The organism is Bacillus sp. OTU2372, assembly GCF_038440275.1.
Lineage (GTDB): Bacteria > Bacillota > Bacilli > Bacillales > Cytobacillaceae > Neobacillus > Neobacillus bataviensis_B.
The window spans coordinates 42,169-62,670 of sequence record NZ_JASATK010000005.1 but is presented as its reverse complement, the minus strand read 5'-3'; the positions used below and the strand labels follow the sequence as shown (position 1 = coordinate 62,670).

The following is a 20,502-nucleotide window of genomic DNA, read 5'->3' as shown; positions in this document are numbered from 1 at the left end:
TATTTTGGTGCTTTTCATTGTATCAGATTGTTGTGATAATTCTATCATATTCCAAATATAAAGGGGCGACTAAGATGCAGGTTTCTTATTCACAAACAGCAGAATTACAGAATAAAAGAAAAAAATATGTTCCAAAGGGAGTCAGCAACGGTAATTTAAATATTGTACAACATGCCTCTGGAGCAACAGTAACCGATATTGATAACAAGGAATGGATTGACTTCGCAGGTGCCATTGGAACTTTAAATGTCGGCCACAGTCATCCAAAAGTCACTGAAGCAGTCAAAAACCAAGTAGATAAATTTCTTCATCCCGGGTTCAATGTCATCATGTATGAAGGCTATTTAAATCTTGCTGAAAAGCTATGCCAAATCACTCCTGGCAATTTTGACAAACAAGCCATTTTCTTTAACTCAGGTGCAGAAGCCGTTGAAAATGCGATTAAAATTGCCCGCCGCTACACAAAAAGACCTGCAGTTGTTTCATTTGTCCGCGGTTACCATGGTCGAACCAATTTAACAATGGGCATGACAAGCAAAGTAAAGCCGTATAAATTTGGGTTTGGACCTTTTGCTCCGGAAATTTATCAAGCGCCATTCCCTTATATGTACCATAAACCAGCCGGGATGACAGAGGAAGAATATGTAGATCAAATCATTCAAGACTTTGAAGATTTCTTTGTTGCAACAGTTGCTCCGGAAATGGTTGCTTGTGTCGTTATGGAGCCTGTACAAGGTGAAGGTGGTTTTGTCATTCCTCCGAAGAAATTTGTACAAGCGGTCAGCCGTTTCTGTAAAGATCACGGAATTGTTTTTGTCGCAGATGAAATCCAAACCGGATTTGGCCGAACTGGCAAGTTATTTGCCATCGAACATTTCGATGTAATTCCTGATTTAATCACTGTTTCTAAATCTTTAGCCGCTGGTCTGCCATTAAGCGGTGTCGTTGGAAAAACGGAAATTCTAAACGTTGCTGATCCTGGTGAGCTTGGCGGAACGTATGCCGGAAATCCTGTGGCTTGTGCGGCAGCGTTAGCCGTAATCGATATTATCGAGGAAGAAAATTTAGTGGCCAAATCCGAAACCCTTGGGCAAAAAATTGAAGCTAAATTACAAAATCTCCGCGGGAAACATGATTTTGTAGGAGATATTCGCCGTTTGGGAGCAATGGTAGCTTGTGAGATTGTGGAAGACCGCTCAAGTAAAAAACCAAACAAAACGAAAACAGCACAAATTGTAAAATATGCAAATGAAAGCGGACTTTTACTCCTTTCAGCTGGCCTAAAAAGCAATGTTATTCGTTTCTTAGCACCATTAGTGATTACAAATGAAGAATTAGCAAAAGGATTAGCAATCCTGGAAAAAGCTTTTGAATAAAAAATACGAGGCACCCGGTCGGTAATTAGCTGGACTAGGCTACTTTCAAAAAACATTGGATGGTGGACATAAATGACTGATCTATTAGAAGTAAAGAATCCAGCAACAGGTGAATTGATCAAAGAAATCCGAATAAATACAGATGAAGAAGTCAAGCAAGCATTAAAAATCGGGAATGACAGCTTTAAAAAATGGGCAAAAATAAATGCCCATGAACGCTCCCGGTTATTAAGAAAATGGGCAAAAATCATTCAAGAGCATAAAGCGGAAATTGCTGAAATCATGACGTTGGAAAACGGCAAGCCGCTGAGTGAATCTCTCGGTGAAGTTGATTATGCGACAAGCTACATTGATTGGTATGCAGAAGAAGCAAAACGCATTTACGGAAGAACCGTCCCTGCTTCATCTGAAACGAAAAGAATTGTTGTTACAAAACAACCGATCGGTTTAGTAGCAGCGATTACACCGTGGAATTTCCCAGCGGCGATGATGACAAGAAAAGCAGCACCTGCTTTGGCTGCTGGCTGCCCGTTTATTGTAAAACCGGCGGTTGAAACACCGTTAACAACCATCAGATTAATCGAGCTCGCCCACGAAGCAGGAATTCCAGCCGATGTCATCCAATACGTGAATGGTTCTGGATCGAAGATCGGTGATCTTTTTACAAGCAGTGAGCATGTTCGCAAAATTACTTTTACAGGTTCTACCCCTGTTGGAAAGCAGTTAATCCAAAACAGCGCTAATACTGTGAAACACATGACGATGGAATTAGGCGGCCACGCCCCTCTCATCGTTGCGGAAGATGCGGACCTGGATTTTGCTGTCCAGCAAACAATCCTCACAAAGTTTAGGAATGCTGGACAAACATGTGTATGTGCAAACCGAATCATTGTCCATGAAACGATTGAAAAAGCCTTCTCTATGAAATTAGCAGAAGCAACGAAAAAGTTGAAAGTTGGCAATGGGCTGGATAAAGAAACACAGGTAGGTCCTATTATTAACGAAAAAGGATACAATAAAATTGTCGATCAAATAAATGATGCGGTTGAAAAAGGGGCAATAGTCCTGGCGGGAAACCAATTTAACGCCGATAAAGAACAAGGTTACTTCTTCGTCTATCCTACTGTCTTAACAAATGTTTCACTTGATATGAACATTATGCAGGAGGAAACGTTTGGTCCCGTTGCACCAATCATTACCTTTAAGAGCTTAGAGGAAGCAGTTGAGATCGCCAATAGTACGCCATTTGGTCTAGCTGCCTATTTCTTTACAAATAACTATAAAACCGGAACATATTTAAGTGAAAATCTGGATTTTGGCATTGTCGGCTGGAATGATGGTGCACCATCCGGAGCTCACATTCCTTTCGGCGGGATGAAGGAAAGTGGAATCGGCCGCGAAGGAGGTCTCGAAGGGATTGAACCTTACTTGGAAACAAAGTATCTATCTATCGGAAATCTTTAAAAGTCAGAGGATCTTTTGATTTTCTTCATATGATAATGAAGAGCCACTACCAACCGGTAGTGGCCCTCTCACTATCCAATCTTTTCATCATACTTCCGTTCATCTTGAACAAACAGAACGCCAAGCTCATGATGGTCTCCCTCATAAAGAGCACGCTGCACAAAGCGGATTTCGCCTTTTGTGTCGAATACTTCGAGCTTACAGTGGGCACGATTTTTTTGCAGTGCTTCATAAAAGGTTTGTTCGTCGCGGACCACAACACCATTGGCCTTGGAGATAATTTCCCCGACCTGAAGTCCCATCTTACTCGCCGGTGATTCCGGAATAACCCCAATAATCATGACACCGTTATTCTTCTTGGAAAAATAAGACGTCATACTGTCATCTTTCAAATAAGCAAACAGTGCTAACAGTTCGCGGCCAATGACAGCCAGTGCGGCTACAACAATCGAAATCAATGGATACCAATAGCCTAGCAAAGAAAACAGTGAAATTAGCGCGCCAAGGATGATAACCCGGCGGCCGTGAAGCTCAATCGCCACCTTTGGAAGCATTCCTTTAATTTGCTGGTGGAAACCAATCGCAAAGGGAACAAAGATTAATGAATACTCTTTCGTCCCCAAATGGAAAACAGGCCACCAATCAAAAGGCAGATGAAGGGCATTTCCGGGGATCAGCAAGAACAAGGGCACCATCCAAAGGCGTTTGACCTCATGGACCCCAACTACCTGTCCACGCTTACTTTTTGCCAGCTTAGGGGAAGAACCTTTGCTGGCATTTTTAAAAATCAAGATACCTTCTGCCAGTAACAATAATCCGAGAATGACAACCATTGAGGGATAGACTTTATCACCAATCGAAGAAAACGTCTGTGAAAAAAGCGGAACCGACCAGTTATTTTGTGCAATGATAATGATCGCAAAAAATGCAGCCCCAATGGTATACGCCGGTGACATCAGACGTATATTGGTGGTCAGTGACCAGATTAGCGTGAAAACTGTAATAAGCAAAATGGCTGCAAATGGAACCGCGATTCCTGCAGCAATCGTGACGATCGACAGCACAAGCCCAATCACCATTCCCAATGGAAATAACTGCCGAAGTTCAAAATAGGCGTCCTCCGCTCGAATATGAAAATTTTTCCGTTCACGTTTTACCCTCATGACTCCTAATACACCTGCAAGGAAAACGAGATAGTATAAAACAGGATGAAGAAAGAACCTGCCTGTCCCTTTCATAAGCTCTACAAGCCACGTTTCTACCATTTCCTGCACCTGCCTCTATTAAAAATTTCTAGATATATGAAATAAAAATCTCTTAAACTTTATTTTACCAAATTAATAACATAAAACAAATTGCTAGTTTTTAGAAAAAGGAAAATGAGTTAAAATATCCATTCATTTTGATTAGATTGGAGGATTCCGCCAACTTTTGTAGGAATTCCGCGAATTTCAGAACTATTTCCGCGCAACCCGCCACTATTTCCGCGGAAATTCTCGATAATTCCGCCGAAATAGACAATATTCCTGCCAAACCAACTCTGAACCACGATTTACTTCCATAAAAAAACAGAGGCTAAAAGCCCCTGTCAGGTCGTTTATTTTGAAATTAACTTCAGTGCCATTTTCAGCTGCAAATCATTTTTCTCTTTTTTCATTTCCTTCACAGCTGCTTCTTCCAGCTTAGCAGCTGTCTTTTCATCAATTTTCCCATTAGCTGGCAGATTATGTTCCTGCTGGAAGCCCTTCACCGCTACCTTTGTTTCTTCGCTAAAATAACCATCTTTCCGGCCAGGCTCAAATCCCAATCCATCTAAGATTTCCTGAGCATTCTTCACCTGTTCATTGTTCATATCCTCCGCCAGTGGTTTATCGACCTGAATGGGATGGGTATCAAAGATAGCCGGCTGCTGGATTGCTACATCCGGTTTAATTCCTTTCTTATGAATCCAGTTTCCGTCCGGTGTCAGCCACTTGGCCAATGTCAGCTTAATATTGCTGCCATCTCCCATTGGAATCGCCTGCTGAACAGTCCCTTTGCCAAATGTCGTTTCCCCAACAAGCTTATATCCGTCCGCCTCCTGGAGAGAACCTGCCAGTATTTCAGATGCAGAGGCACTGCCTTTGTTAACAAGGACAAGGACTGGATAATCCTTTTTCTTAGAAAGGGTTGAGAAGAAACGTTGCCTTTCACCATTTCGCTGCTCTACTTGCACATATGGTTTATCCTTTGGAACGAACTCTTTTAAAATTTCTCCGACACTGTCTAACAAGCCGCCAGGGTTACCGCGCACATCAAGGATCAACCCTTTGATATTGTCATTCTCAAGCGCCTTTAAATCCTTCTTAAAATCGGCAGCGGTATCCTCTGAGAATGTGGTAATTTCAATATAGCCGATCTTTTTCCCATCCTGTTTCTTGATTGAAGAATGAACGGTCTCGAGTGGAATTTCGTCCCGCTTAACGTCAATGGTCAGTGGATCTTTAAGGCCTGTTCTGGCTATTTCTAATTCAACAGTGGTCCCTTTTTTTCCGCGAATTTTGAGAGTTGCTTTACTTAAATCGAGACCTTCCACACTTTTTCCATTGACCTTTAAAATTTGGTCATTCGGCTTGATGCCTGCTTTTTCAGCCGGAGAATTTTTAAAAGGGGAGACAATAACAATTTTACCGTCCACCATACCAACCTCGGCACCAATACCTTCAAAAGAAGATTCTAATGTTTGCGAGAATTGCTTAGCGGTATCCTTGTCCATATACACCGAATACGGGTCTTTTAATACGGACAGCATCCCTTGGATGGCTCCTTCAACTAATTGATCCCGATCCACTTTCTCCACGTAGCGGTTTAAAATGAGATCATAGGCCTGTTCTACCTTTACAAGATTGTCTGTATTTTCCTCGGCTGTGGCAGCCTGTTCTTTTGGGCTGACTGCTTGCTCCAATTTGGATGTGGCATCTGTTTTATTAAAATAAGTCATTCCAGCATAAGTGCCGCCTGCTCCTGTCAGCAGTGAACCCGTCATTAACAGGGCAATCCATCTACGATTCATCCCGAATCCTCCTCAAGTAAAAAAATGCCTGTCCTATCTATTTCTCAAAAATCCACCGAACTCCTGCCCGATTATTAACTTATATGTAAGGAAAGGACGAGTTATGATTAAAAAGAGGGATGAGCCCTTTAATGTTAAAAGTTATTGTTTTATTTTGGGCCAGGTAGATTGGAGCGGAAGACGCCTGTGGGAGTACGGGGCTGGAGCGGAAATAAACAGCCAACTTATAAAAAAGAAAAAGGAAGAAACCAGTTGGTTCCTTCCTTTTGATGTTATGGGAGCGGTACAATGCCGACGGGATTAATCGCAAAGCGCTTATCCTGTGTCCAAGGACCTTTATGAAGTTCAAAGTGTAAATGCTGGCCATGAGATGCGCCGGTGTTACCCATGACGCCAATTTGCTGGCCTTTTTTCACGACTGCTCCACTTCCGACCATACGGGTTGTCATGTGGGCATAGACAGTGGTATAAACCTGTCCATTAATAGAGTGGGAGACAAAGATACAGTTTCCATATGTGCTAGATAAATAGGATCGAATCACGACACCATCAGCTGCGGCAACAATTGGCACTGCTGCACGGTTGGCAATGTCTACACCGGCGTGTCTTTCACTGCCACGCACTCCAAAACCAGAGCTTAAATAACCGACAGCAGGCTGTGTCCAATAGCCGCTCGATACGCCAGGTGTCGCTCCTGAACTTACTTGGCTAGAACTACTGCTAGAACTTGTATTACTGCTGCTAGCCGCCTTGCGCTTTGCAGCTTCAGCCGCTTCTGCAGCTGCTTCTGCAGCTGCTCTCGCTTGTGCTTCCTGCTCCATCGAGATTGCTTTTTGAATAGCTGCCTGTTGAGCTGCAAGGAGGGCATCTTGCTCTTGTAAATCCATCACGCCTTCATGTGCTTCGTTTTCCTGTTCCTTTAGGCTTGCTAATAATTTATCTTTTTCCGCCTTTTGGGCACTTAATTGTTGATTCAATGTTTGTAAATCCGACACCATTTTTTCCAAGCTGGCAAGATTTGTTTTGACTTCATTTTGTTTTGTTTCTAGTTCTTGTTTATCTGCCTCATGCTCTTTTAAGATGGCCTGGTCCGCCTGCATAATCGTCACGACAGCATTGGCACGATCAACAAAGTCACTAAAGTTTTCCGAACCCATTAAAACATCGATATAGTTAACCATACCGCCTGTTTCTTGATAGCTGCGGGCCCTGTCCTTCAACAAAACATTCCGCTTTTCAATCCGGTCTTTGATGACCTCCATTTGACCTTGAAGTTCCATAATTTCAGCCTTCGTGCTTTCAAGCTTCGCTGTTTTTTCTTTAATCTTATTGGTTGAGTCGGTAATCGCGTAATCAATTCTTGTGATTTCACTTTTTACATCTGCCTGCTGATTCTGTAAATCACTAATCTGATTGTTTTTTTGATTAATAGTAGAATTTATACCGGAGCGTTGTTCCTGGATTTTGTTTTGTTCGCCTTTTAAGCTGGAGATTGATGCAGCTTCTGTTATAACAGATGTTCCTCCAAAAATGGTTCCAAACCCAACCGTTGCCGTAACGGCAAGGCTCATTACTGTTTTCCTCATCCGATTGTTCCTCCATCTCTCTATACACAGGTAACTCGTTATCGACAATCTTTATTCATAACTGAAGGAAGGACAGAGCGTGCCGTCCTTCCTTACAAATTAAACTTTTAAAAACTTACGTACGGACATGACACTGCCCCAAACGCCTATTAAGGCACCCATTAGAATTAATATGCCTGAAAGTTGATAGACAAATGGGTCAAATGGCAATACCTTAATAAAAGTCCCTTGAAGCTTAGGTCCTAAATAATCATAGGCACGATAGTAGGCAATCGAAATCAGTACAATCGGTAAAATGGAACCAACAATTCCGAGCCACAGACCTTCTAGGAAGAACGGCCAACGAATAAAGGTATTCGTTGCTCCTACTAATCTCATAATCTTAATTTCTCTTCGTCTCGCAATAATCGTAATCTTAATCGTATTCGAGATTAAGAAAATAGCCGTAAAGAATAAGCCAATGACAAGAACAATCCCAACATTTCGAGCCGCATTGATAAACTTAAATAATTTTTCAACCTTGCCCTGACCGTATTTAACCTTTGCGACAAAGTTGTCTTTTTCAATCTGCTTCGCCACTTTCATCGTATCAGCAGGGTCTTTCGTCTTGACGATAAAAACATCATTTAACGGATTATCTTGTTCAAAAAGCTTAAACGCTTTTCCGTCCTCACCGAGATTTTTTACTAGATTATCCAATTCTTTTGTTTTCGGCGAAAATTCGATACTTTTTACTTCTGGGATACTAGCAATCTCATTTTTTAAGGTTTGCTGATTTTGTTGATTAGCAGCCACATCGATATGCACACGGATTTCTACGTCCTCTTCAATCGTTTGGGCCACCCGGTTAAGATTCATCATAATGGCGTAAAAGACACCGACTAGGATTAGTGTAACGGTAACGGCACCAATGGATGCAAAAGTCATCCAGCCGTTTCTCTTAATGCTCTTTAAACTTTCACGGGCGTGACGGCCAATTGTTCTAATTTTCATAACCGTAGTCACCTCTTTGCTCATCGCGAACAATCTTGCCGCCTTCAATAGCAATAACGCGATGTTTTAATGTATTTACGATCTCTCTGTTATGAGTTGCCATCACAACAGTTGTTCCTCGATTATTGATTTCTTCAAAAATCTTCATGATTTCCCATGACGTTTCCGGGTCAAGATTACCAGTCGGCTCGTCCGCAATCACAACTTTTGGAGAGTTCACAATCGAGCGGGCAATTGAAACACGCTGTTGTTCACCACCGGACAGCTCTGTTGGCAGCATTTTAATTTTATGCTTTAAACCAACAAGGTCGAGTACTTCCATTACTCGCTTGCGGATAAATTTTGGCTGGGCCTCAATTACCTCAAGTGCAAATGCCACATTTTCATAAACCGTTAGGGAAGGAAGGAGTTTAAAGTCCTGGAAAACCACGCCTAAATTCCGTCTAAACAGTGGCACTTTTTTCATTTTTAATTTGGCAAGGTTGACGCCATTCATCGTAATCGTTCCTGTAGATGGTACTTCTTCACGATACATCATTTTAATGAAGGTCGACTTACCGGCACCACTAGGACCAACAACATAGACAAATTCGCCTTGATTAATTTGGACATCTATCCCATTTATGGCTGTTACACCATTCGGATACTTTTTATATACATCTTGTAATTCGATCATTTATTATCACCTATATTGGAAGTTAGTTCGAATAAAATTCGACAATAATCTTCGTATTTTTTACACAATGGACCAAAATAACAAACAATATGTGCATAATCTCGCATATTTTTATTATAACATCATAATTCGCTAAAAAAAGTGGTAATTGTATTACAGTTTCTTTTCAATCAAAAAACAAAACTTGACAAAATTTTCACTATTCGCAACTTACTTAGAAAAGTGCAAGCGCCTTGATCAGGGAAAAAAGTAGTTCATTTTTTCCTAGCCCCGACATAAAACGAGCCGGCCGAAAGGTTGCTGTTTAACCTTTTGGACGGATTGTCCTAAATGTGGAGGCGACTGTCCTGGGACTCTAGGCTAAGACGTACCCTGCAAGAAGGCGCCTTTTGCCTTCTTCAGGGGGTGGCTTAGACTTGCGTCCCAAGGAGCCGCAACTGGATAAGCTGTAGACCATCGAGGGGCTAGGCGCTGGAGCTAGACAATTCTCAAAGTCAAAGTCAATCTCAAAATAAAAAACGCCCTGTTTATCGTAACAGAACGTTTTCGTATATTCCTTATTTTTTCGCTGCAAGCCATGTTGCCATAGTTTCAGCATCATCGCCGGTTACCACTTTTGCAGGCATTCCGCCTGATTTACCGTTTTTAAGAATGTCTAAGATTTCATCTTTTGAATACTTTGAACCAACCTTAGTTAAGTTTGGCCCCATCGCACCCTTCATGTCGCCGCCGTGACAGCTAGAGCATTTTTGGTCGTAGATCTTTTGAGCATCACTTGCATTTGAGGTTTTCGTCGTACCGCCGCCATTATCTTTTGACGTGTCCTTGTTGTTACCGCCTCCACAAGCTGCAAGTCCCATCACAAGAGAGATTCCGAGTAATAGGGTTAACAATTTCTTCATCATCACATTACCCCCTTTAAAGTAAATGTTTCCATCAATGTACTATTATACCAATCCTATGCGCGTTTGAAACCTTCACCAAGCACCTCAGCAGCGTCCATAACAATCACGAATGCAGATGGGTCAAGGGTTTTGACCAAATGTTTCAATTTTGTGAACTCCGTTTGATCTACCACGCACATGAGCACTGGCCGTTCATGGTCTGTAAAACCACCATATGCTGATAGTTTTGTCACTCCACGGTCAATTTTATTCAAGATTCCTTCTCGAACTTCATCCTGGTTATTCGTAATGATCATAGCCATTTTTGAACCGTTAAAGCCTACCTGAACAAGGTCGATCGTTTTACTTGTCACAAATAGGGCAATTAACGCATACAATCCTTTTTCAATATCAAAGACAGCCGCAGCTGTAAGAACAATCAACCCATCGATGATGACAACGCATCTGCCAAGGGTAAAACCGGTATATTTATTGATGATTTGAGCAGCTACATCGGTGCCACCAGTGGAGCCATTTCCTCGGAAAACAATTCCAAGCCCAAGTCCTACGCCTATTCCTCCAAATAATGCTCCAAGAAGGGCATCATGTGTCCAAGGCTCAAGATGTTTGGTCAGAAAAACAACAAATGGAAGAAAGATGGTTCCGGCAAGAGTTTTCACTCCGAATTGTTTTCCTAAAAAGGAAACACCAGCAATAAATAACGGAATATTAAAGGCCCATTGAACATAGGCTGGTTCCCATCCAAATACTCCCTTTAAAATGGTACTAATTCCGCTTACTCCGCCTGAAGCGACTTGGTTTGGGAGCAAAAACACATTAAAGGTTATGGCGATGATTGCCGCCCCTATTAACACGAGAATATATTCAAACGCCACTCTCAGTTTCGGATAGGTTTGTGTTAGGTTGTTAAATACGTTCATACAACAGATTCTCCTCTATTTTCTATCTAAATCTGAAAGTGAGTATAGCATTTCATAAATATTGGTGTAAATGGCATTAAGTTAACGTGGTAAAGTGGTAATAAAGTGAAACTCCTTGTCGTGATTTTCATTAGCTAGTTGTAGCTTTTGCCTTTCACTATCATTTCATTAGAAAAAGAAAAGCCTTTGCCAAAATTTTTCGGCAAAGGCTCTTGATTGTTATGAAATTCTCGAACGCAAGTAAGCGTTAATAAACTGATCCAAGTCTCCGTCCATAACCGCTTGAACATTTCCACTTTCCGTATTCGTCCGATGGTCTTTTACCATGGAATAAGGATGGAAGACATAGGAACGGATTTGGCTTCCCCAGCCAATTTCCTTCTGTTCGCCGCGGATTTCTAAAAGTTCTTGCTCCTGACGCTCAATTTCCCGTTGATACAGCTTCGCTTTTAACATTTTCATCGCCGACTCACGGTTTTTAATCTGTGAACGTTCCGATTGGCAGGTAACGACAACTCCTGTTGGAAGGTGGGTAATCCGGACCGCCGAATCTGTTGTGTTGATATGCTGTCCACCTGCACCCGTTGCACGGTACGTATCAATTTTTAAATCCTCCGTACGGACTTCAACCTGAATTTCTTCATTAAATTCAGGCATAACTTCGCAGGAAACAAATGAGGTATGACGTCGCCCTGAAGCGTCAAATGGAGAAATCCGAACAAGCCGGTGAACCCCTTTTTCTGCTTTCAAATAGCCATAAGCATTATGGCCTTTAATCGACAATGTGACACTCTTGATCCCTGCTTCATCACCGGGCAGATAGTCAAGTGTTTCCACTTTAAAGCCCTTCTTCTCCGCCCAGCGGGTATACATCCGCAGCAGCATCGAGCCCCAGTCCTGTGATTCTGTCCCGCCGGCACCAGGATGCAGCTCAAGAATGGCATTATTTTTATCATATTCCTCACTTAAAAGGAGCTGAAGTTCAAACTGGCTTAAACGGCTTGTTAATTGTTCCAGCTCTTCTTCGAGCTCTGCCCTTAATTCCTCATCATTTTCTTCTTTGACAAGTTCGTAGGTTAGTTCGAGATTCTCATAGGAGTCATTTAACTCCATGAACTCGTTCACTTGATCTTTTAAACCATTTGCCTCGCTGATAACGGCTTGTGCCTTTTCCTGGTTATTCCAAAAATCAGGATGAAGCATTTCATCATCTAGCTCGGCAATTCTGGCTTCTTTATTTTCAAGGTCAAAGAGACCCCCTAAAGTCCGCTAATGTCTTAGCTGTTTTCTCAAGTTCATTCCGAATTTCTGCTAATTCCATTTTCTTCACCTCTATAAAAATTAATCCGTTATGTTTTTTTAATTAGTCAGTCCCTATCCATTATAGCGTGTTAACCTAAATAAATTCAAAATTTGGCCATGCGTCCATTTTATTTTTCATAAATCACTCCATTACAAATCATAAAATTCCATTAAATATCCTTAGTATTTATATATTTCATTGTGTCAAAGATGGTACTATTAAATAGGGACAATCCGGATTTTAACTAGAGACATATACATAAATACCTACAGTACGAGAGCCAATTTATTGAGAAGGAGCAAAGGCGAATGGAGAAAATAAATCGTAATGAACCTTGTCCTTGCGGGAGTGGAAAAAAGTATAAAAAGTGCTGCGGAGCGAATGACGCCATTTCCATCACTGAGGTGCTTGTCAATGAAATAGAAGAGCTGCAAAAACAGTTCCTCCATTTTGCTTACTATCACTTTGGTCATGAAATGGCTGAGGATTTTGAACTGCTTGAACAGATGCTAGACATTGAAACAGACCAAGAACGGGAATTCTATGAAATGATTCATTCCATATGGTTTTCCTTGTTTGAAGAGTTGGATGATGGGGAAACAATTATTGAAAAATTCATTCGTGCCGAAGCTGGAAAAATGAAACGTCCTAAATTAAGACATATATTACAAACATGGACGGATGCAAGAACCATCGCCGGGAAAGTTTTGTCTATCGAAAATAACACGCTGACAATCGAAGACGGCTTCACATCGGAACAACTTGAGGCCATTAATTTAACAGACTTCATTCAAGTAAAAGAAGGCTCGTTTTTCACGGGGATTCTGCTCCCATTTGAACATCAATATGTATTTTTCCCAGCACCATTAGAGCTGGAGGGACTCAAATCAGAGCTTGCTATTTCCTACATCGAGGATTGCAGTTTTGAGGAAGAGTACGACACACCTCAAGAGTATTTGACAAATCTTTTTATGTTGGTGCTAAGCGAGCTGCCAATGGTTGGCGGTTTAGTGGAAGTCGACCAAATGGATTGGCCTGCTCCTATTTACAAGGAAGTAGCAGATCTTTTTAAGGACAAGCTGCAAATGCAGCTGCCGCCACAAGTCTTAGATACTGGCTTGATTCTTTGGCATCATTTTTGTCAAAAAAAACAAAAGCGAATCCAAAATCCAAAAATATATGTAGCCGCTCTTCATTATTTATTGGCAATGGTTGCCCCAATAGAACAATTTACACAAAAGGATCTAGCAAAACAATATGGAGTTTCCGCCGGAAGTATTTCCTCGGTTGTATCTGATTTAGAATTTGAATTAGCAGAGGAACTGGCCGAGTTAATCGGGATCCTCTATGGGGAAGATGATACGCTCGAGACTCCTCTCGTTCAAATAGCACCTGTGATAGAATTCCCTGCAAATAAGGCGGCTCAAGATGCGAAGAAAACGGATAAGACCTCTACCGTTAAGACACTTCCAAGTGCTGCAGATAAGCACACGAAGAAAACCAACGTGCGAAAAGTATCGAGGCGTGATGAGGAACAGGCACGCAACCTGATTTATGACGCCTTCCAAACTGATGGTAAGCAGAGGTATAAATTAGCAGAAAAAGCGTTAAAGCTAAATCCGAATTGTGTTGACGCGTACGTGATTCTTGCCGAAAAAACTAAGAGCTTAGAGGAAGCAATATTATTATATGAAAAAGGAATCCAAGCCGGCGAGCGAGACCTAGGTAAGAACTTTTTCAAGGAGAACAAAGGTTATTTTTGGGGATTGCTCGAAACAAGACCATTTATGCGGGCAAAACTTCATTATGCCGAGGCCCTTTCAGTTCAGGGTAAAGTAGCACAGGCGGCCCGGCAATACGAAGAATTGCTTGAATTAAATCCAATGGATAACCAAGGTGTCCGTTTCTCCTTATTTGTTGCTTATATGGATTTGGGTGAGTTTAAAAAGGCTCATGGTATTCTTGAAGAATATGAAGAGACGACTGCTCAGAACCTATATAACCGGCTATTATTGGAATTATGTGAGCATGGTTTTACAGCTAAAGCCGAGATGCTCTTGAAAGGTGCTAAAAAGGAAAACAAGTTTGTGATTCCTTATTTAACCGGCAAAAAACGATTGCCTGCCTACCCTCCTGATTTTTATGGTGTCGGGGATGAAAACGAAGCGATTGTTTATGCGGATATGCATTTGCATTTGTGGAAGAAGGTTGATGGGTTGGTGGAGTGGTTGAAGGGGAAATAGATTTGTTCAAAAAATCCTTCGAAGATCCATTTGGAATACTAGGAGGCTTTTTCCTACAGAAGCCTACCTTTTCCGTTTTATCAATAGTTGAGGCATTTTATTTATACCTAGGTTATCATATATAGAAAAATCGAGAGGTCGGAAACCTCTCGATTTTTCTATGGAGTAGTTATTGGTGAATGCACAGCTTCTGTAAATGACTTGCTTTGGCTATGACACTCTGAGCAAACCTGTGTACCATCCTTAGCATGGCCCGCCTTTACTGAATCGCTTGTAGTAATCATTGATTGTCCAGTTTCATCAAAAATGGCTTTTCCTGTTACACCGAAAAGGATTGTTTTACCGTTGTGACAAGTTAAACAATACTCTCTTTTCTTTTGATCCGTCCAATCCTCTATTTTAGTTAAAGAAAATACCTGCTGATTTTCATGGCCTAGTTTATCTTTCAATAAAAGTATATTTTTAGAAGCGTGCGTATCATGGCATTCTGAGCATGGGAGCGAACCATTTAGTTTACTCCCGTCCAACGCAGTCAATTTATGCTGGGAGCTGCTATTACTATAGTAGGTTAAAATATCTTTTGTGCCATCTTTAGTTTGTTTTTCACTATTATGGCAAGTAAAACACAAGTTATAATCATCTACATGTAAAACTTTATTTGTGACCCCATTTTTCACTTCTGCAGTTTCTGTTATATTCCCAATGGCAGTATTTTCTTGCCGGTAGTGGAGGACATTATAACCACCACTCTCCTCGGCTAATGACTTATAGGAATATGTAAATCTGCCGTGACAGGCTTCACACATCTGAACATTGCTGTCGATTTTACCAACTAGATTCCCTTCCCAATTATCTTCTGCATTATGTTCATAAACATAATGATCAATTAATAAATTAGGGTTGTCTTCACTCCAGGTTAAATGAGGATTATGACAAGCTGTACACGATCCAGACTTGGTGTCGTGCTCAGTAATCTTTTGTGTTTCATGTTTAGATTTAATTGAAGAATCAAAGTTTACCATCTTAGGACCTGTTGTCCCATCATGGCAGGCCATACAATAACCCTGTGCAATATCTTTACTTTCCAAACTACTATTTGCACCCTCATGGGTATTATGGCAAATCGCACAGTTATTGACATTATTGTTGTACGCCCCGTGTGGCAGCTGTTGTAAATTAGTCATTTCTTGAACGGTGTATCCATTAATCGCGAAGTTTTTGGCTGCGTTGCTTACAGTCGTAAATTGCTTGGTTATGGAAATGAACGGGTTATTCAAATTATCTACTAGCTTTCTCGTACCATCATTATAATCAAGACTTATTAAGCTCGGGTTAAACTTTAAATAATAGGTTTCACCCGGATTAAGCGCCACTTGATTAGTAAGAGTAATTTTATTAGAAGGCGGTGTGAAGTTGACATCAAATGGAACCTCTTTTTGATTCTTATCATAGATGATAAAAGGATTATTGCTGTTATCTATAGCATTGGATAATGTATCACTAAGTTCAATTATAATCGTTTGATTTATCGAGACTCTGGTAATGACGTCTTTTTCTAAAATATTTACACTCGCAGTTACATCCTCTTCTTTATAGGGCTCAGGGCTTTCATAAACCTTCTGACGGTATTTAAAAACATTCATAGTAATTGATTGGATGTAGGGACGTTGAACAAAGATTTCCTTGATGTTATTTGATGAGTCGATTGCTTCTATTTTGTAATGATTGAGTTTTGCAGTAATGGAGGTTTGAAAAGACCATTTCCCCCCAGAGTCTGGAACTAATGGATCTTTATGTCCATCAGGGTAGATAACGTTTATAGTTAAAGGTTCAGTCGTTGGCTGGTTGTCTGAAACCGTCCCAGTAACAAGTAGTCTATCACTTTGTAATGTTATATTTTTCACTAATAATGTCGGTTTAATTGTATCAGCTGCTGGTGTGGTTTCTTCAAATAATGCGGGTTCCACAATTGACGGAGTTTGCTCCACTGTAGCAGGAGGATCATTTACTATAATATCTACCTGGGTAGGCTCTCCAGGTGATATCTGTTCTTCCGCAGAAACTATTGAGGGTATATAAGTGGATAGAAAAAAAAATATGATTACAATAAAGGTAAAAGACTTCTTTGAGATCATGATAGGCCATTCCTCTTTTGCTATGACATAAAAGCTGTTTATTGATTTCTACGCTGCATAAATACATTGCAAGGTAATAAGTATCTTTTTCTTATTATCTACATTATTATTATACTTTTATTAGAAATTTAATTGGGTAACAGATCTGTGAAAGTAAATTGACAAAACTGTGAACCTAATAATTGACAATATTATGAACATGCGATTAAATAAAATAAATAACAGCCCACCGAAGTGAGCTGTTATTTCGTTACTTAAATATTCCATTCAGGGCTATCAAATAGTGGGGCTATTTGGTAGCTTTTTTTAATAGTCAAACTCAATACCGTTACGATCTGTATCTACACCAGGAGTTGGGGTGTATTGGTAAGTGTCGGTATTTCTTGTACCCTCTGAGTGAGAAGATGTGTGACATCCCCAACATACAGCCATGTTAGTGTAACGTTTTAAAGCAGATGATGGGTTTTTGTCCATCAGGTAATCTTTTACGACTGCTTCACGGGCAGTTGGATCTGTTACTGAAGGGAAGTAGTTAGTTGTATCTGCTTTAATATCATCAAAAGTTTTACCTCTTGCATCTCTCATGACTGTTACGTCAGTACCGTGTGCATAGTGACAGCGTACACAAGTATAGCTATCAGATGTTGTAGTGTGACGGTATGCATGATCGAATGTACCAGTTGAAGAACCAGACGAAGCAAGGTAATCGGTGTGACATGCAGCACAAAAGCCTGACATTGCAACCCCTCTGTTTGCTACATAAGCTGTATTAGTTGTTCCATCAGCATTTTTACTAGCCCATAAAGAAGCTACATTTGTTGTAGTTACATTGTTTTCATTCGGTGCAGAAACGTCTAACTTAACTACATAACCACGAGAAATGTTACCAGTAACTAAAAGGCCGGCCCATTCTTTTATGGTTTTGGTAGTTGTTGTAGTTCCTACTTTGATAGATACAGAGCTTCCGGTAGGATTTTTAAATGCAGCGAAGCCATTACCAAGTACCTCACCTTTTTTCAATAAGTCAGTGTCAATTGGTTCTTTATTCAATAGAGAATCTTGGAATGCTGTCCAGTAGTGCTTTGTATGACTCTCATCAAACTCATAGCCATGTAGCCATGGATCACTTGTAGGTAAATAACTTGTACCACTCTTTTGGTACAGATGAAGAACAACATCCCCTGCCTTTAATTCTTTAGCAAGATATAAAGGACCAACTGTAGCATTTGGATAAGTAGCAGAAGCATCTTGAGCTAAAGTAGTACGTAAAACTACATAATCAGCTGTTTGGCCAGATAAAGTGTCAACAACTGAAACTCCCTCTACCCTTTTACCACCATTAGCTGCAGTTAGGTTACCCATATCGTTAGGGTTAGTATTCAATAATCGATCTGAGTAAGAACCGTGCGGTGAGTGACAGCTTGCACAAGTGAATTCTTCTGTCCAGTTTCCTGAAGTTGCATCATGGTTCCCCCCAGGAGCAGCCTTTAATTCAACAGAACCATTAGCTAAGTGAACAGACATGTTACCATCATGAGTGCCACCGAAAGTACCGGCAGAATTAGAACCAGTAAATACGTTGTAGAAGCCTAATGTACCATCATGACATGCAGTACAAGTTTCGTATTCGCCATTTTTGAACAATAAGTTTTTTGATGCCCCTGTGTGTGTTTGGTGACAGCTTGCACAAGAGTTAGTATTGTTCATGTAAGAACCATGCGTACGTTGTGTTCCGTGTGTTCCATTATTATCCTTAACCATTTCATCAGATTTGATAACGTTGCTGAATTGGTTAGTTGTACCACCTACATTAGTACCAGTTTTATTGGCATTACTTTTTTCAATTGAGTTGTAATTGTTGTCATTGCCTTTATCATCTGTTACTAATCCGCTTTTAATAGTCTGACCCTCTTGAGTTACTTCTGGATTGTAACCTGGTACAGTACTACCCGCTGCAAAAACTACTGCGCTAAACATCCCTACTAATAGTAAAGATAGCAGGAATGAAAAGCTTAATTTAATCTTACTCATTCCAAAAAACCTCCCGTTGAATCTCTCTTTTTTTCTCTTTTTAATGTATGCTATGAAATCACCTCATTACCCTAATTTTAGACACCACCTCCTTAAAGTAAGGATAGTTTAATAGTATAATGCCACACGTTGATTTAACGTATCGGTAATATAAACCCGGTCATTATCATCAACATATAAACCATTTGGAAGGTAGAACTGTTCGTTTTGGTCTCCCATTGAACCAAAAGTAAATACTTGCTCCCCTTTTTCATTAAAACCATAAATCGTATGGGATAAATTGTTTACCACATAGAGGACACCTCTTGAATCAACACCAATTCCGCGTGGATTAACAAACACAGATGATCCTTTACCGTCTTTTGAACCATTAATAGTACGTAGATATTTTCCTTTTTTATCATAAGCTAAAACTCTTTGATTTCCGGAATCACACACAAACAGTTCATCTGTTTTCTTATCTAAAGCAATAGCATTCGGAGCTTTAAATGTGTCGTCTTTCGTTGCACCAGTACTAATTTCTTGAAGCTTTTCACCTGATAGTTTATAAACAAATACTTTGTTTTGTTGCACATCAGTTACATATAATTTTTCATTAAAAATTCGAATTCCAGCAGGAGACTTTATTAGTTTTTCTTTATCATCAAAGTATTTAATAAATTTACCTTTTGAATCAAATATAGAGATTTTCCCGTTATATAAATCTGCCACGTAGACTTCGCCTTTTTTATCACCAGCAATCCCATATGGAAATTTAAACTCACCTTTTCCTTCTCCTTCTTTACCAAACATGAAGACTCGTGTTCCTGAAGTATCAAAAACTTGAACCCTTTTATTATTGGTATCGGAGACATAGATAAATTCTCCAATTTTGGCTACATCCATTGGTTTATCCAATGCATTATCAAAGTCACCGTAAATAAGCTGGCTAAAGGTTGGAGGTGAATTTGAATCAATCACATTGGATGCTTTTTTTATAGTTGATTCCATATTCAAGAAATAGATGGCAGTAAACGCTGCAATTACTAGAATCACAATCCCGCCCATCCACATGTATACGGTTTTCTTTTTCATTGGTCTTCACCTCTTGTTAGCTATTTTTTTCCGATTCTTTTGAGACCTTCTAAGGCTGGTTTGTACATTGGGTCGTAATTTAATGCGTCTTTGTAGATTTCTTCAGCATTCTTTTTATCGCCTTGGTCTTCAGCTACACGACCAATTTCATAGAGAATGTCAGTATTTCCTGGCATTAGTTTATTAGCTTCATTTAATGCCTCAATTGAATCGCTATACATCTTAAGATTCCGATAAGACATACCTTTTAATAGAAATCCTTTATAGTCTTTAGGCGATATTTCTGTTGCCTGTTGGGCCATCTTTACAGAGTCATTAAGTCTATTTTCTTTGTTATAAACAAGTCCAAGGTTGAAATAGGCATCGAAATAATTTTTGTCTAAATCTATTGCCATCTTATATTGTTTAATTGCTTCGTCGTTATCACCATTTAAGAAATAGGCATAACCCAGTGATACATAGGATTTAGGATCATTAGGCTTCTGATCAACAGTATCTTTTGCACTTTCTAACTGCTGCTTAAGCTGATCCTTATCATAACTGGACCATAAGTACTTACTGCTTACATAGTAGCCAGCACCAACTGAAATAACTAATGTCAGGGTTAACAGGAGAAGTGTTTGCCACCACTTAAATTTTTCATTTTTTGACTTCTTTTTCTTCTTTTCAGGTTCATGTTTTGTACGTGCCTCATGTTCTTGACTGAGTGGTTGTTCTTGAGCTTCCATACGAACCCTCCTAATC

16 protein-coding genes are annotated in these 20,502 nt (G+C 40.1%); 3 read left to right on the top strand and 13 right to left on the bottom strand.

What is annotated here, in order from left to right; genetic code table 11:
• Nucleotides 1–74: 74 nt before the first annotated feature.
• Both gabT and AAHB15_RS11030 read left to right on the top strand, forming a co-directional pair.
• On the top strand, nt 75–1,376 hold the full coding sequence (gene gabT, locus AAHB15_RS11035; RefSeq protein ID WP_342042385.1) for a 4-aminobutyrate--2-oxoglutarate transaminase: 1,302 nt from the start codon (nt 75–77) through the stop codon (nt 1,374–1,376).
• Between the two features lie 72 nt (nt 1,377–1,448).
• Nucleotides 1,449–2,840 carry an NAD-dependent succinate-semialdehyde dehydrogenase gene (locus AAHB15_RS11030; protein ID WP_335572012.1) on the top strand — a complete coding sequence of 464 codons (1,392 nt, stop codon included), beginning with the start codon at nt 1,449–1,451 and terminating at the stop codon, nt 2,838–2,840.
• A 71-nt stretch (nt 2,841–2,911) separates the two neighbouring features.
• On the opposite strand, the gene AAHB15_RS11025 is transcribed toward AAHB15_RS11030, so the two are convergent.
• The 9 genes from AAHB15_RS11025 to prfB all read right to left on the bottom strand — a co-directional run bounded on the left by AAHB15_RS11025 (nt 2,912) and on the right by prfB (nt 12,293).
• On the bottom strand, nt 2,912–4,105 hold the full coding sequence (locus AAHB15_RS11025; RefSeq protein ID WP_335572011.1) for a PDZ domain-containing protein: 1,194 nt from the start codon (nt 4,103–4,105) through the stop codon (nt 2,912–2,914).
• 119 nt (nt 4,106–4,224) lie between these two features.
• Entirely contained in the window at nt 4,225–4,389 is a 165-nt protein-coding gene (locus AAHB15_RS11020) for a hypothetical protein (protein ID WP_335572010.1), read from the bottom strand.
• A 48-nt stretch (nt 4,390–4,437) separates the two neighbouring features.
• Nucleotides 4,438–5,892, bottom strand: coding sequence for a S41 family peptidase (locus tag AAHB15_RS11015; RefSeq protein WP_335572009.1), 1,455 nt, complete (start codon nt 5,890–5,892; stop codon nt 4,438–4,440).
• A 272-nt stretch (nt 5,893–6,164) separates the two neighbouring features.
• Complete coding sequence (locus AAHB15_RS11010; protein ID WP_335572008.1) at nt 6,165–7,478, bottom strand: murein hydrolase activator EnvC family protein; 1,314 nt, start codon at nt 7,476–7,478, stop codon at nt 6,165–6,167.
• 99 nt (nt 7,479–7,577) lie between these two features.
• A complete protein-coding gene (gene ftsX / locus AAHB15_RS11005) occupies nt 7,578–8,471 on the bottom strand; it encodes a permease-like cell division protein FtsX (RefSeq protein WP_098530924.1) in 894 nt (297 codons plus the stop codon).
• The gene (ftsE, locus tag AAHB15_RS11000; protein ID WP_144566674.1) at nt 8,461–9,147 is read right to left on the bottom strand and encodes a cell division ATP-binding protein FtsE; all 687 of its coding nucleotides are present in this window, start codon (nt 9,145–9,147) and stop codon (nt 8,461–8,463) included. Before ftsE ends, ftsX begins: the two co-directional genes overlap by 11 nt.
• A 557-nt stretch (nt 9,148–9,704) precedes the next feature.
• A complete protein-coding gene (gene cccB / locus AAHB15_RS10995; protein ID WP_335572007.1) occupies nt 9,705–10,052 on the bottom strand; it encodes a cytochrome c551 in 348 nt (115 codons plus the stop codon).
• A gap of 53 nt (nt 10,053–10,105) precedes the next feature.
• Complete coding sequence (locus tag AAHB15_RS10990; RefSeq protein WP_144566672.1) at nt 10,106–10,972, bottom strand: YitT family protein; 867 nt, start codon at nt 10,970–10,972, stop codon at nt 10,106–10,108.
• 219 nt (nt 10,973–11,191) lie between these two features.
• Nucleotides 11,192–12,293, bottom strand: a protein-coding gene (gene prfB, locus AAHB15_RS10985; RefSeq protein WP_335572006.1) for a peptide chain release factor 2 whose coding sequence is annotated in 2 segments (ribosomal slippage) — nt 11,192–12,220 and nt 12,222–12,293 — 1,101 coding nt in all. Because the reading frame shifts where the segments join, the coding sequence is not laid out codon by codon here.
• A 290-nt stretch (nt 12,294–12,583) separates the two neighbouring features.
• Between prfB and AAHB15_RS10980 the strand changes: the two genes are divergently transcribed.
• Complete coding sequence (locus tag AAHB15_RS10980) at nt 12,584–14,518, top strand: SEC-C metal-binding domain-containing protein (RefSeq protein WP_342042384.1); 1,935 nt, start codon at nt 12,584–12,586, stop codon at nt 14,516–14,518.
• Nucleotides 14,519–14,676: 158 nt separating this feature from the next.
• Here the strand turns inward: AAHB15_RS10980 and AAHB15_RS10975 are convergent, their stop codons facing one another.
• From AAHB15_RS10975 to AAHB15_RS10960, 4 genes are all read right to left on the bottom strand, one after another.
• Nucleotides 14,677–16,653 carry a cytochrome c3 family protein gene (locus tag AAHB15_RS10975; RefSeq protein ID WP_342042383.1) on the bottom strand — a complete coding sequence of 659 codons (1,977 nt, stop codon included), beginning with the start codon at nt 16,651–16,653 and terminating at the stop codon, nt 14,677–14,679.
• A gap of 306 nt (nt 16,654–16,959) precedes the next feature.
• The gene (locus AAHB15_RS10970; protein WP_342042382.1) at nt 16,960–18,360 is read right to left on the bottom strand and encodes a cytochrome c3 family protein; all 1,401 of its coding nucleotides are present in this window, start codon (nt 18,358–18,360) and stop codon (nt 16,960–16,962) included.
• A gap of 432 nt (nt 18,361–18,792) precedes the next feature.
• The gene (locus tag AAHB15_RS10965; protein ID WP_342042381.1) at nt 18,793–19,758 is read right to left on the bottom strand and encodes a 6-bladed beta-propeller; all 966 of its coding nucleotides are present in this window, start codon (nt 19,756–19,758) and stop codon (nt 18,793–18,795) included.
• Nucleotides 19,759–19,778: 20 nt separating this feature from the next.
• A complete protein-coding gene (locus AAHB15_RS10960) occupies nt 19,779–20,486 on the bottom strand; it encodes a tetratricopeptide repeat protein (protein ID WP_342042380.1) in 708 nt (235 codons plus the stop codon).
• Between the last annotated feature and the right edge of the window lie 16 nt (nt 20,487–20,502).